The organism is Streptococcus sp. HMSC36C04, from assembly GCF_001839535.1.
In the GTDB taxonomy this organism is placed as follows: Bacteria; Bacillota; Bacilli; order Lactobacillales; family Streptococcaceae; genus Streptococcus; species Streptococcus hominis.
Genome location: NZ_KV841567.1, coordinates 1 through 12,536, shown reverse-complemented (window position 1 = coordinate 12,536; position 12,536 = coordinate 1). Strand labels below are relative to the sequence as shown.

The 12,536-nt window shown below is 38.1% G+C and carries 14 protein-coding genes and 1 riboswitch; of the genes, 5 read left to right on the top strand and 9 right to left on the bottom strand.

Translation table 11 applies throughout. The features are described from left to right. Window positions 1-15: 15 nt before the first annotated feature. The 3 genes from HMPREF3249_RS00800 to HMPREF3249_RS00790 are packed head-to-tail and all read right to left on the bottom strand — an operon-like array spanning window position 16 to window position 2,250. A complete protein-coding gene (locus HMPREF3249_RS00800; protein WP_059220707.1) occupies window positions 16-687 on the bottom strand; it encodes an MmcQ/YjbR family DNA-binding protein in 672 nt (223 codons plus the stop codon). A gap of 12 nt (window positions 688-699) precedes the next feature. Further along, entirely contained in the window at window positions 700-1,332 is a 633-nt protein-coding gene (locus HMPREF3249_RS00795) for a copper homeostasis protein CutC (RefSeq protein WP_059220704.1), read from the bottom strand. A 51-nt stretch (window positions 1,333-1,383) separates the two neighbouring features. Then, complete coding sequence (locus HMPREF3249_RS00790) at window positions 1,384-2,250, bottom strand: GNAT family N-acetyltransferase (RefSeq protein ID WP_059220702.1); 867 nt, start codon at window positions 2,248-2,250, stop codon at window positions 1,384-1,386. 143 nt (window positions 2,251-2,393) lie between these two features. Here HMPREF3249_RS00790 and HMPREF3249_RS00785 point away from each other — a divergent pair, with 143 nt between their 5' ends. The 3 genes from HMPREF3249_RS00785 to tnpA all read left to right on the top strand — a co-directional run bounded on the left by HMPREF3249_RS00785 (window position 2,394) and on the right by tnpA (window position 4,147). Then, window positions 2,394-2,918, top strand: a complete 525-nt coding sequence (locus HMPREF3249_RS00785; protein ID WP_003029805.1) for an ECF transporter S component — start codon at window positions 2,394-2,396, stop codon at window positions 2,916-2,918. A gap of 38 nt (window positions 2,919-2,956) precedes the next feature. Then, window positions 2,957-3,466 (top strand): transcription repressor NadR, encoded by a 510-nt coding sequence (locus HMPREF3249_RS00780; protein ID WP_049533988.1) that lies wholly within the window; start codon window positions 2,957-2,959, stop codon window positions 3,464-3,466. 210 nt (window positions 3,467-3,676) lie between these two features. Next, window positions 3,677-4,147, top strand: a complete 471-nt coding sequence (tnpA, locus tag HMPREF3249_RS00775; RefSeq protein ID WP_049533985.1) for an IS200/IS605 family transposase — start codon at window positions 3,677-3,679, stop codon at window positions 4,145-4,147. Between the two features lie 129 nt (window positions 4,148-4,276). Here tnpA and kphA read toward each other — a convergent pair whose 3' ends face one another. The 5 genes from kphA to ligA all read right to left on the bottom strand — a co-directional run bounded on the left by kphA (window position 4,277) and on the right by ligA (window position 10,169). Beyond that, a complete protein-coding gene (gene kphA, locus HMPREF3249_RS00770; protein ID WP_049533983.1) occupies window positions 4,277-4,519 on the bottom strand; it encodes an RNA-binding protein KphA in 243 nt (80 codons plus the stop codon). Between the two features lie 18 nt (window positions 4,520-4,537). Continuing rightward, window positions 4,538-4,810, bottom strand: a complete 273-nt coding sequence (rpsP, locus tag HMPREF3249_RS00765; protein ID WP_070867442.1) for a 30S ribosomal protein S16 — start codon at window positions 4,808-4,810, stop codon at window positions 4,538-4,540. Window positions 4,811-4,928: 118 nt separating this feature from the next. After that, window positions 4,929-7,229, bottom strand: a complete 2,301-nt coding sequence (gene pulA / locus HMPREF3249_RS00760; RefSeq protein WP_059220701.1) for a type I pullulanase — start codon at window positions 7,227-7,229, stop codon at window positions 4,929-4,931. Window positions 7,230-7,242: 13 nt separating this feature from the next. Continuing rightward, window positions 7,243-8,202 carry a diacylglycerol kinase family lipid kinase gene (locus HMPREF3249_RS00755; RefSeq protein ID WP_003030800.1) on the bottom strand — a complete coding sequence of 320 codons (960 nt, stop codon included), beginning with the start codon at window positions 8,200-8,202 and terminating at the stop codon, window positions 7,243-7,245. An 8-nt stretch (window positions 8,203-8,210) separates the two neighbouring features. After that, entirely contained in the window at window positions 8,211-10,169 is a 1,959-nt protein-coding gene (ligA, locus tag HMPREF3249_RS00750) for an NAD-dependent DNA ligase LigA (protein WP_049533975.1), read from the bottom strand. Window positions 10,170-10,367: 198 nt separating this feature from the next. Here ligA and HMPREF3249_RS00745 point away from each other — a divergent pair, with 198 nt between their 5' ends. Further along, entirely contained in the window at window positions 10,368-11,315 is a 948-nt protein-coding gene (locus HMPREF3249_RS00745) for a 2-dehydropantoate 2-reductase (RefSeq protein ID WP_049533973.1), read from the top strand. A 125-nt stretch (window positions 11,316-11,440) separates the two neighbouring features. Here HMPREF3249_RS00745 and HMPREF3249_RS00740 read toward each other — a convergent pair whose 3' ends face one another. Then, a complete protein-coding gene (locus tag HMPREF3249_RS00740) occupies window positions 11,441-11,950 on the bottom strand; it encodes a QueT transporter family protein (RefSeq protein WP_049533971.1) in 510 nt (169 codons plus the stop codon). After that, window positions 11,948-12,056: riboswitch (PreQ1 riboswitch) on the bottom strand. It overlaps the preceding gene by 3 nt. A gap of 28 nt (window positions 12,057-12,084) precedes the next feature. Between HMPREF3249_RS00740 and HMPREF3249_RS00735 the strand changes: the two genes are divergently transcribed. Further along, window positions 12,085-12,525, top strand: a complete 441-nt coding sequence (locus HMPREF3249_RS00735; RefSeq protein WP_070867441.1) for a GtrA family protein — start codon at window positions 12,085-12,087, stop codon at window positions 12,523-12,525. The last annotated feature ends 11 nt before the right edge of the window (window positions 12,526-12,536 follow it).

Below are 12,536 nucleotides of genomic sequence, written 5' to 3'. Positions count from 1 at the left end.
ACCTAACTGTGTTCCTCATTTCTTTTGGGTCAATTCAAAACTCTTATCTAAAAGGGAAAAAAGTTCTGTATCCGTCAAAGTATCATCCAAGGGCAGGCTCAGCCAATATTTTTTATTCATGTGAAAGGCTGGGTAAATCCCTGCTTTTTTATGTAAATTAGCTACTTGATTGTTTTTGACATTCAGCACTTCTATTGGACCAGTTTTGCCATTTTCAAACTTCGACCAGTCTATCGTCATAAAAATGCCATACCATTTTTTAGTATCCTGATGTCGAAAAACACCAGCATGAAGATTGCTATTTTTTGAAGAATTCTCCCAGAGATATTCCAGTCGTCCGCCATAGGTCTTCGCTACGTACTCCTGCAAGCGGCTACTCTGTTCATAAAGAAAACCAATTTCTTCAAAACAATTAGCTCGAATCGTCAAAAAAATCTCCTGACAGGCTTCACGGACTTGACCGACAAACTCACCCGTCATAGTCTCTATTTTGACTTGCACGTATTCATCACCAGTCTCTTGATCAAACACTTGATAGTCCAGCTTCTCACCCTGCAATTTTAGCTGTAACAGAAAATCACCATTCATTATTTCCTGAGAATAAACAAACTCTTCTCCTCTTTTTTCAAAACCAAAAGCTTGTAATTTTTCTGGATTTGCTTGGTATTTCTCAAATAAGTCTAGCATGATCTTCACTTTCTAAAATACAATCTTGGTGCCATGAAGTTGATTGACCCCAAGCTTTGCAACAATTTCATCACGATTATCAACCGTAATACCGCCTCCTGGTAAAATATCAATCCGACCAGCTGCATGATTTATCAATTCATATAACCAAGAAAAATGCTCTTGAATCGGCTCTTCTGCCAGTCCACCGTGAGTTAGAATCCGTTTCACGCTATGTTCCATTAGCCAGTCCATTTCACTAAATTGATGTTCTCTTGGAATGGCGTCAAAAGCCATGTGAAAGACGATTTCCAGCCCTTGCGAGGCTTTTAATAATTTTTCCATTTTTGGATAATCAATTTTATTAGCAGTTGTCAAAACACCAAAAACAAGTCCGTGTGTCCCAGCGCTGCGCGCCATTTGAATGTCTTCTAGCATGATTTCCATTTCCAAGTCATTGTATACAAAGTCTCCCCCGCGTGGACGAATCATCGTCATAACGGTCACATTGTAAGGTTTTGCTAGCTCAACAGCTGCTTTTATGACACCGTAACTAGGCGTTGTTCCGCCAACTGCTAGATTATCGCAAAGTTCAATTCGTTGAGCACCAGCCTGCATGGCTTTTTCCAAATTAGTCACATTTTCTGCACAAAATTCATAAATCATTTTTGACCTCTTCTATGTGAAAGTGTTTTCTTGTTTATTATAACATAATCACTATTTATTCTTCAAAATCTTTCGCGACCGCTGGCACCAATCCAACCATTTTTTCCTATAATCCGACTCAGGCAAGATACGATTTTCTAAATCTTTTATCGTTAAAATTCCTTTTTCTTCACAAGTTTGAAGACAATAGTAATAGAAATCCCAATTCAAATCGTCCTCTTCTGCATAAACTGGAATCTCTTCAAAACCAGATTGATAGGCTATAAATGCTCTGCTGTGGCCATCAGTGAAAAAGATTTTACCTTTCAATCGCTTAATTGGTAAAGGATTTAAGGCGTTTATGTCCTTTGTATCGAACCATATCTGTACCTGCTCTAATTTCTTTTCAGAAAGATAAAATTGACTTGGTTGAATAGCTGACAAAGGAAGCATCAAATCCAAAGCATAGCGATGCCCATTTTCAGTCTTTTCCAAAGGATAAAATCCTACTGACTCAAACATCTTCTTAGATGCTTCATTGTCATCATAGATTTCTTGAACATACAAGCGCTTATAGCCCAACTTGCGTCCGCGTTCAACCAATACCTGAACAACTGTCCTCCCGATTCCCTGACCACGATAAGCTGAGTCTCCAATCACAATCGGCATGTCCTCTTGCCAAAAACTCACATCACCAATCGGCTGCCAACCTGCATTTGTCAAAACTTCAATAAAATACACTTCTCCATGACGAGTAAGATAGTCATACATTTTCTTGATTCGTTGAAGTGTGTAAGGCTCTCGACTACCATCAATCAAACGGATTACCTCAGGGTCTTGATACCAAGAAAAGGCAAGATGAGCTTGTCCATCATACTTTCGCAAACGTAAGGAAGAATCAATGAAAATATACTCCGGTTGTTTCTTTACATCTATCATAATATTCTCCTACTACTGACATTCTAACAGAAATTAGACGGATTGTTTAGAAATTCTGTCCTATTCTATCAAAATTTTCTCTTGACATTATCTGCAAAAACAGTATACTATACTTATGTATATACAGTTAAAAGGAGGAAATTATGAAACCTAAAACAAAAAATCAATTTATAACTCTTACAGCTCTCTTGACTGCACTAGCTATTGTTATTCCAATGGTTATGCCTGCAAAAATTATTATTCCACCTGCTTCTTATACTTTAGCAAGCCACGTTCCTATTTTCTTAGCCATGTTTATCTCGCCGTTAATGACTTTGATTGTTATTTTAGGTTCTACTTTTGGTTTTTTAGTAGCTGGTTATCCCATTGTTATCGTTCTTCGCGCCCTGTCACACCTATTCTTCGGCTTGGTAGGCGCTCTTTATCTTAAAAAATATCCTAAAGCTTTAGATAAACCAATCCAGACTTGGATTCTTAATATTGTCCTTGCTTTTATTCATGCGATTGCTGAAGTCCTTGCTTGCCTCATCTTTTACGCCTCAACTTCTTTTCCAGCAAATATGTTTTATCTTCTTTTCATACTCGTAGGAGTTGGAACTATCATTCATAGTATCGTTGATTTTATCATTGCACAATTTATCTATAAAGCTCTACAAAAAATCCGCTAAATCTTGAATATTTAACAGATTTATTCTACAATGAATTTATGATAAAACAAAGAAGAACAGATTTATTACAGCTTTTAAAAACTGCAGAAACTCCCTTAAATGGACAAATTTTAGCTGAGAAATTCCATGTTACTCGGCAAATCATTGTGCAAGACATTGCCGTTTTACGAGCAGATGGTGCCCCTATTATTAGTACAAATCGAGGCTATATTTACAAAACGAATGATAGTGCTAAATATTATCACCAACTTTTTAAAGTTAAGCATACGATTAAAGATATTGAAGCGGAATTACTGGCAATTGTAGATAACGGTGGACGAGTTCAAAATATTATGGTAGAGCATCCCGTTTATGGGGAAATTCAAACCTATCTGAAATTAACTTGTCGCAGAGATGTTCGGCATTTCATCCAACAAATTCACGAGACCAATTTCCGCGGTTTATCTGAATTGACAGACGGTGTCCATTATCATCTAGTAGAAGCTGATTCGCAACAAGATTTAGACTATGTCGAAAAAGCATTAGAAGAAATGGGATTTTTAATATAAAATTCAAACATGCTTTCTATATAGATTGCAAAAAAATAGAGCCTGAATGGCTCCATTTTTATTATATGACTTTTAGTCCGTCTCGCTCCGTAAGGTGCGAGACAAATAAACCACCCGCTATGCGGGTGCGAATCGCAGGTTATACCAAAAAACTCCAAACGTAATACAATAAAGGTGTTCAAGCCTATTGCAAAGCGAAAGGAGAAAAATATGGCACATAAGGCACATAGTTTATCACATACAAAGTGGATGTGTAAATACCACATTGTGTTTACACCTAAGTATAGACGAAAAGTTATTTATAATCAATATAGAAGCAGTTTAGGAGAAATATTTCGCCGTTTATGTAGTTACAAAGGGGTTGAAATAATCGAGGGGCATCTGATGCCAGACCATGTTCATATGCTTGTCAGTATTCCACCAAGAGTAAGTGTTTCAAGTTTCATGGGTTATTTAAAAGGTAAAAGTGCTCTTATGATGTTTGATAAACACGCGAATCTCAAATACAAATTTGGCAATCGCCATTTTTGGGCAGAGGGTTATTATGTAAGCACGGTAGAACTTAACGAAGCCACGATAAAAAAATATATCCAAGAACAGGAAAAACATGACATTGCACTTGATAAATTGAGTGTGAAAGAGTACGAAGATCCCTTTAGGGATGATGGTAAGAAATACTAACGCCTCTTTAAGAGGCAAGTGACGAGTCAAAAGCGATTAGGCTTGAACAAAGTGAAAGCCAGCGTCTTTAGGCGCTGGCTGGTGATGTGGGCTTATAGCCCTTGTTCAAACCATCCGTTTGACGGGTGGTTATGATTTCTCATCAATAACAATTCTGACTTTTTTATCTTCGGTTGGGACAGAATAAACAATCGTTCTTATCGCAGAGATCGTGCGACCTTTACGACCGATTACACGTCCAACATCACTAGGGTCAAGATCTAAGTGATATTCCAAAAATTCTGGTGTATCTTCCATCTTGATAGTTAAAGCATCTGGTTGTGAAATCAAAGGTTTCACTATCGCAATAATAAGATTTTCAATCGTATCCATAGTCAACCTGCACTTCTATTATTTAGAGTATTTAGAATCGTGGAATTTCTTCATCACACCAGCTTTTGAAAGAATGTTACGAACAGTATCAGAAGGTTGAGCACCTTTTGACAACCAGTCAAGAATACGATCTTCTTTTAAAGTTATTTGGTTTTCAGCAACAAGTGGATTGTATGTTCCAACTGTTTCGATAAAACGTCCGTCACGAGGTGAACGTGAGTCTGCTACGTTAATACGGTAGAAAGGGTTTTTCTTAGAACCCATACGAGTTAAACGGATTTTAACTGCCATTTTAAAAATTTCTCTTTTCTCTTTTTTATTTTTAGGAATAGCAGAGCTACTCCCAACATACTCTATCTTATCACAAGAAAGAAAAGGTGTCAAGAAAAAATCTTGACATCTTTTGATATTACCATTCTACGACTTCAAAGACTGTAGCTGTCAGATCTTCAACAAAAGAATCGCTAACTTGACGACTATTTCCAGCTACAAGTTTCAAATTTCCAATATCTTCAATATTGTATCTATCACCACTTGCATTAAAAATTACGAGGTAATAATTATCATCTTTCACTTCAAAAATGACAATTCCACTTCCGGAATGCGCTGAATGTACAAAGGCATGCTGGTAAATGTCATCATAATGCTGGTAAGAAAATTCTTTTGTTGTCGTTTTTAAATGAATCATCTGTTTGATATAGTTGATACTTTCTTGATGATGAGCTAATAAATCCCAGTCTACTTGATTGACAGCGTCAGGAGCGTTATAACTGTTCATAGCACGCTTATGATCTGCCTGAATGGTATTCCCATTTGCTCCAGTTGCCACTAGTTTGCTACGTGAAAATTCCTGTCCCAGCTCCATAAAACTCATACCTTGCAAGAGGAGATTCATCGCAGTCGCTAATTCAATCCGCTTAGTACGAGTCAATTCATCATCATTTGGATGAAGTTCGGCTAACAAATCGTGCAAATTGTAATTATCATGTGCTTCTACATAATTAACGACTTGTTTTGGCTCTAGATAGGTTCCTAACTCACTGCTTCCCAGAATTGCCTTGGCAACAATTGACTCTGTCGCTTGACCACTTACAAAGCCGGCTTTTAAGCCGCCGTAGACTTCTGCTCCTTTGATAGCATCACGTTCAGTATCGTTGAAAAATCCGATATTAGGTAATTCAAAGGCATTGTCTTTTTTTGCTTTGTCAAGCGGAAGCAATCCTGTCCCCATATCCCAACCTTCACCGTATGTGAGAATTCTCGAGTCAATTTCATCTAACGCTTCCCGAATTTGACGCATCGTTTCAATATCATGAATGCCCATTAAATCAAAACGAAAACCATCAATATTATACTCTTTTACCCAATAAAGGATAGAATCAATCATATATTTACGAAACATTTCATGCTCGCTGGCTGTCTCGCTCCCCACACCTGTTCCATTTTGGAAAGATCCGTCTGGATTCATCCGATAGTAATAATCAGGCACTGCTTGTTGAAACGGTGAATCATGAGTCGAATAAATATGGTTGTATACAACATCTATCACTACGGAAATGCCCGCATCATGATAGGCTTGAATCATCGTTTTTAAATCCCGCATTCCTTGAGACGGGTTTGCTGGATCTGTTGAAAAACTCGTTTCAGGAGCATTGTAATTTTGAGGGTCATAGCCCCAATTATACATTACATTTCCATCTTGGTCATACTCTTTGTGTCGATCAGAGATGGGCTGCAATTGTACGACATTGACACCTAATGATTGAATATAATCAAATCCTGTCGCTTGACCTGTTCTATTTTTTGTTCCTTTTTGACAAGCCCCTAAAAAGGTCCCTCGGTGTTTTTTAGACACGCCAGAACTGTTAGACTTCGTCAAATCTCGTACATGCATCTCATAAATAACAGCTTGACAAGGATTCTCTAGACGCCAAATTGCTTGTTGCCCTTGTTTCACTTGGAAATGTTTTGGATTTCGCTCCGCAGGCGATAAAATGACAGAACGCTTTCCATCTTCCGTTACGGCTTCCGCATACGGATCGCGTGTTACTGTTTTGTGATGTTCAAACTCTAGCTGATACTGATAGGCTTTATTTGCCAAGTCATCCGAAATCACCCGAGACCAGACTCCGATTGTATTTTTAGCATGATCTTTGGAAAAATCTTTTCCTCTTTGTAAGTCGTAGACCTTCCAGATTTTCGCTTTGTTAGTGCTATTCTTATAGACTACTAACTGAACTTTTTTTGCAGTCGGTGCCCAGAGTTTGAATTCTGCTTGCTCACCATTATACCGGCATCCCAACCAACCTTGGTACCCCCAATGCTGGTCAAAATGTTTGCTGTCCAATGCCATATCAAAGGCGTGAGGATCACACTTTGCGTAATACGGACTAGTCATAGCAGCCTGCCTAGAATAATAAACTTGACTGTCTCCTTCGATAATCCAAACCTCAGTCACTAAATGAGGCGGTAACAACTGAATGGAGTAGTCAACCGACTGGTGAGACCAATCGGTTGTTTTTACAATGACATGGACATTACTCAAAGCTTGTTCGCTTGTATAGGACAAGGTTCCTTGAATCCCAAAATCATCATACTGGAAAAAAGCACTCTCTTCTCCCCATTTATTCATTTGCCATTTCCACATATTATAGGCTGCATAATTTCCTAATTGATTATGGTAATGGATTAAGACACGATAGTTTAACATCACATTCTCCTGATTATTCTTTATTCTCCAATGACAAAGCACTATCGCTAATCTCATCAATATTTGCAAAAAATTCTAAATGGTTATGAAGAACTTCCAATTCAACAGGAGTATCTCCACCATATTCGCCATCCAGATTTAACATGAATGGGGCTTTTTTGTCTAAAACTTCTAACTTTAACTTACTTGTTTTTAAATATTCTACATTCACATCTGTCACATGTTGACCACCATTGATTGCTTGAATCATCAACGCCAACATATCAAACAACCGAGCAGTTTTCACCAAAATTAAGGTAAAATTACCATCATCTAACACTGTATCTGGCGCTAATTTTTCAAAGCCACCGATTGAATTTGTCAAGGCAACAAAGATTAAAGAAACTTTACCTTCAAACACACCGTGGTCATGTTCAATGTGTACCTTGCGTAATTTAGATTTTGGCAGCATTTCTGCTCCTTTTGCGACATAGGCAAGGTAGCCTAGACGTGACTTGACTTCACTTGGAACACTATAGGTCAATTCTGTCAAAGTTCCCGCTGCAGCAATGTTAATAAAATATTTTTTCCCATAAGCCTGACCAATATCCATTTTTATGGTTTGATTTTTTTCAATAATCCGCGCAGCTGCCACCGGATCCCCCATTGGAATCTTGAGAGCACGTGCATAATCATTGGTCGTACCAGTTGGAATAAAGGCTAACTTAGGTCGATTTTCCAACGGTGCTACCCCATTGACCACTTCATTGATTGTCCCATCTCCACCAGCCGCCACAATTAAATCAAATCCTACTTTAGCTGCTCTCTCTGCTTCATTTTGAGCTGATAAAGGAGCTGGGGTTGTCTGATAAGCACTTGTTTCATAACCCACATCTTCTAAAACGTCTAAAACTTCTGCGATATTTTTTTTAATAATTTCCTGACCAGAGGTCGGATTATAAATCAATCGTGCTCTTTTTCTAGCTGTTTCCATACAAACCTCTATAAACTCTCAAGCCAAGCTTCATCACGAATGGTTATGCCCAACTCTTGAGCCTTTGTTAATTTACTTCCTGCATCTGCTCCGGCAACGACTAGACTTGTTTTCTTAGAGACCGAGCTCGTCACCTTTGCACCTAAACTTTCTAATTTCTTTTTCGCCTCTGAACGATTGAGACGCTCCAATTTTCCTGTTAAAACAACGGTCAATCCAGAAAGCGCTGCATCTGCTGCCACTTTTTCGCCAAGGTAAGTGAAATTTAACCCCGCTTCTTTTAATTCCGACAATAAAATATGAGTTCCTTCTTGTGCGAAATAGCTAGAAAGACTCTCAGCAATCACCATTCCTAGACTATCCAGCGCAGCAATTTCTTCTTTTTCTGCTTTTGCTAATTGCTCCAAATCATGAAAATGCTCTAGCAAAATCTGACTGGCTTTACTTCCAACATGGCGAATGCCCAAGCCAAATAATAATTTCTCGGCAGAATTTTCCTTAGAAGTCTGAATAGCAGTATACAACTTATTAGCTGATTTTTCCTTAAAATTTTCCAATTGCAGCAAATCTTCAACAGTCAAGCGATAAATGCCAGCCACATCATTTACCAACTGCTGATCAAATAACTTTTCTACAACAGCAGGACCAAGACCTGTGATATTCATGGCATCGCGACTAGCAAAATGAATCAAGCCTTCTTTGATTTGTGCAGGACAACGTGGATTGATACAGCGTAAAGCAACCTCATCTTCAAAGTGAATCAACTCGCTGTTGCAACTTGGACAATTCTTTGGAATCTCCAATTTCTCTTCTGATTGGCGCTTACTTTCAACCACTTGCAAAACAGCTGGAATGATGTCACCTGCTTTGTAAACGATGACCGTATCGCCTTTGCGAATGTCCTTTTCAGCAATGTAATCCACATTGTGCAAAGTAGCTCGGCTGACCGTTGTCCCCGCTAATTGCACAGGCGCCAAGTTGGCGGTTGGCGTAACAACTCCAGTCCGTCCAACTGTCCAGTCAACTGATAAAAGCTGCGCTTCTTTTTCTTCAGCTGGGAATTTGTAAGCAATCGCCCATTTTGGTGCTTTTACAGTAAAACCGAGTTCTTCCTGCATAACCAAATCATTTACCTTGATTACAACACCGTCAATATCATACGGTAACTGGTCGCGTTCTTGAGTGATTTGTCCAATAAACTGCCACACTTCATCCATCGAATGTGCTAAAATATGCCGCTCATTCACACTGAAGCCATTTTTAGATAACTGATTTAAAACAGCTTCTTGGCTCGTCACACTTGTCGGACTGGCTTCTTGATAGAGAAAGGTTGCAAGATTACGTTTGGCTACAATTGCCGTATCCAACTGGCGTAACGTTCCTGCCGCTGCATTTCTCGGATTAGCAAATTCTGGTTCTCCGTTTTCCTGACGTAGCTGATTCACCGCATCAAAAGAGCTACGTGGCATATAACATTCACCACGAACAGTCATATCAACTTCGCTTGGCAACTTTAAAGGAATATCTTTCACTCTTTTCAAATTTTCTGTGATATTTTCCCCGACAGAACCGTCTCCGCGAGTCGCTCCTGCAACTAAAATCCCCTTTTCATACATGAGAGAAATAGAGAGGCCGTCAATTTTTAGTTCACATAGATAGCTAACATCTGGAAAATCTTTCCGAATCCGTGTATCAAATGCATCTAACTCTTCACGTGAAAAAGCATCCTGCAAACTATAGAGCGGATACTGGTGTTGGTATTTTTCAAAACCTTCTAAAACCTTACCTCCCACACGATGAGTTGGGCTATCAGGCTGAACGAACTCTGGATACTGCTTTTCTAAATCTAATAATTCATGATACAACTTATCATATTCACTATCCGATACGCTTGGATTATCGGTGGTATAATATTCATGAGCATACTGATTGAGCAGCTTCACCAGTTCTAACATTCTGTCTTTCATATTTCTATTTTATCATAATTCATGCGTTTCTACAGCATTCTTACCTATATTCTTTACAAAAAATTAGACAAAAATGTAAAATAGCAGAAAAATAATCTTCATCACATCAAATATGATAAATTTCAAAAATTTAATTGATTAAAATACATAAAAGAAGTAAAATATACTATAAATAAAAAAGCTAGGAGAATTGTTAGTATGAATATTACAATTGCAGGTGTCGGTGCCATGGGTAGCCGCTTTGCTCTGATGTTGCATCGAGCAGGACATAAAGTGACTTTAGTAGATGGCTGGGAAGAACATGTCACAGCTATTCAAAAAGATGGTTTACAAGCGAACTTAAACGGCGAAGAAGTTGTTGCCAAGTTGCCCATCTATTTGCAAAGTCAAGTAGATCCAAGTTTATCTAATGACTTAATTATTCTATTTACGAAAGCTATGCAGCTAGAAGCGATGTTAGCAGATATTCAACCTTTGATACATGATGATACAGCTGTTCTCTGCCTATTAAATGGGATTGGTCACGAAGAAGTCATTGAAAAATATGTCCCAAGAAATCAAATTATGATTGGAAACACCATGTGGACTGCTGGTATGGAAAAACCTGGACGTGCAAAATTATTCGGAAACGGCTCAATCGCTTTGAAGAATTTAGTCGCAGATCCAAAAGCTGCACAAGTAGCTTATAAAGTCATTGAAACCTTGAATTCTGCTGGATTAAATGCGCAATATACAGAAAATATCTTATATGCCATTTATAAAAAAGCCTGTGTCAACGGAACGATGAATAGTTTGTGTACCCTTTTGCTTGCTAATATGGCAGACTTTGGAGACACTACTCCTGCACATGCTATCGTTGAAAAGATTGTGAGTGAGTTTGCAGCAGTTGCAAAACACGAAAATGTAGACTTGAATGTCACAGAAACCGTGGACTATATTGAAAAGAACTGCTATAATCGCGATACAATTGGCTTGCATTATCCTTCCATGTATCAAGATTTGAACGAGCACAATCGTTTGACAGAAATTGATTATATCAACGGAGCTATTGCACGAAAGGGACAACAATATGGTGTAGACACGCCATACTGTGCCCTTATAACCGAACTCGTTCACTGTAAAGAACAATTACTTGGTGCCAAATAACATCAAACTTGCAATAGATTTTACTATTGATTATGCTTCTTGCTCATTGGAAATGACTCATTTCTGTCATTCATGAAATATAAAAAAACATGCTGAGAAATCCCTTGGCATGTTTTGTTGATATGTTATCTTCCTAAATCAATCCGTTTATTTAGCTTATCCATTAAGATTCCACCAATAATGAGTGAAGCAAACTCTCCTACCGCTGTCGTAAACCAAGTCAAGAAAAACGGTGCTTTAGCGACAAGATACAATTCAGCTGCAATGGTCACCATAGAAAGTGAAAAGAAAATCGCAAAATAAAAGAAAGCTTTATTGATCAGTCCATTAAACAAGTATTCATTCATGTATTTTCTAAAGAAATACACACCTAAGCTCAAAAAGACCAAAGTTGAGCCACCACCGACAAAGACATCGATGATTCCAAAGCTAAATAAATTTGCAATCATACAACCCAGGGTGACTCCGATGATGTACTTAGGTTTATAAAAAGCCATAAAGTTCATCATTTCAGAAATCCGAAATTGGTAGGCACCATAGCTAATAGCATTCAAGGGCGGTGTCATTGTTAGTGCGATATAAATCGCAGCAACAAGAGCAATCTGAGCCATATCACGAACAGTAATTTTTTCCATGTTTTCTCCTTTAGCGGCCAAACCGCGTGTAATATGCTTGGCGAAAGGGAACTAAGCACCAAGGGCTGTATTGACAAAACGAATACAGCTTTTCAAGTATAGCACATTTTTTGCAAATATGATAGACTAAATCTATGAAAAATTATATAAAACGCTTTTTCAATAACGAAATCTTATCCTATTTATTTTTTGGTGTTGCTACAACTGTTGTTGCAGTTCTTACACGTATGCTTTGTTATACTTTCACGAGTAATGAATTGCTTTCTACAGCGATAGGCAATATTGCTGGAATTCTTTTTGCTTTTGCGACAAATGACACAATTGTTTTTAAGCAACAAAGAAGGGGCTGGGGCGCTCGTTTTGTCAAATTTGCTCTTGCGCGACTTTCCACTTTTCTGCTGGACATGGGGCTCACATTCATTTTTGTCACAACATTTCCTAGCATTATTGGTCAATTTGTCCACAATGACATCAAAGCAGTTAATACCATTGAAACCTTATTTGCTCAAATTGTTATTATTGTGCTCAATTATGTTTTTAGTAAAGTCTTTGTATTTGATAAATTGCAAGAATAAGTGCAACATTT

Excerpts from the sequence above, each read along its gene's own strand:
- HMPREF3249_RS00795 (WP_059220704.1), bottom strand. The coding sequence starts at position 1,332 with ATGATTTATGAATTTTGTGCAGAAAATGTGACTAATTTGGAAAAAGCC.
- HMPREF3249_RS00790 (WP_059220702.1), bottom strand. The coding sequence starts at position 2,250 with ATGATAGATGTAAAGAAACAACCGGAGTATATTTTCATTGATTCTTCC.
- HMPREF3249_RS00785 (WP_003029805.1), top strand. The coding sequence starts at position 2,394 with ATGAAACCTAAAACAAAAAATCAATTTATAACTCTTACAGCTCTCTTG.
- HMPREF3249_RS00745 (WP_049533973.1), top strand. The coding sequence starts at position 10,368 with ATGAATATTACAATTGCAGGTGTCGGTGCCATGGGTAGCCGCTTTGCT.
- ligA (WP_049533975.1), bottom strand. The coding sequence starts at position 10,169 with ATGAAAGACAGAATGTTAGAACTGGTGAAGCTGCTCAATCAGTATGCT.
- HMPREF3249_RS00780 (WP_049533988.1), top strand. The coding sequence starts at position 2,957 with ATGATAAAACAAAGAAGAACAGATTTATTACAGCTTTTAAAAACTGCA.
- HMPREF3249_RS00755 (WP_003030800.1), bottom strand. The coding sequence starts at position 8,202 with ATGGAAACAGCTAGAAAAAGAGCACGATTGATTTATAATCCGACCTCT.
- tnpA (WP_049533985.1), top strand. The coding sequence starts at position 3,677 with ATGGCACATAAGGCACATAGTTTATCACATACAAAGTGGATGTGTAAA.
- HMPREF3249_RS00735 (WP_070867441.1), top strand. The coding sequence starts at position 12,085 with ATGAAAAATTATATAAAACGCTTTTTCAATAACGAAATCTTATCCTAT.
- rpsP (WP_070867442.1), bottom strand. The coding sequence starts at position 4,810 with ATGGCAGTTAAAATCCGTTTAACTCGTATGGGTTCTAAGAAAAACCCT.
- HMPREF3249_RS00740 (WP_049533971.1), bottom strand. The coding sequence starts at position 11,950 with ATGGAAAAAATTACTGTTCGTGATATGGCTCAGATTGCTCTTGTTGCT.
- HMPREF3249_RS00800 (WP_059220707.1), bottom strand. The coding sequence starts at position 687 with ATGCTAGACTTATTTGAGAAATACCAAGCAAATCCAGAAAAATTACAA.
- kphA (WP_049533983.1), bottom strand. The coding sequence starts at position 4,519 with ATGGATACGATTGAAAATCTTATTATTGCGATAGTGAAACCTTTGATT.
- pulA (WP_059220701.1), bottom strand. The coding sequence starts at position 7,229 with ATGTTAAACTATCGTGTCTTAATCCATTACCATAATCAATTAGGAAAT.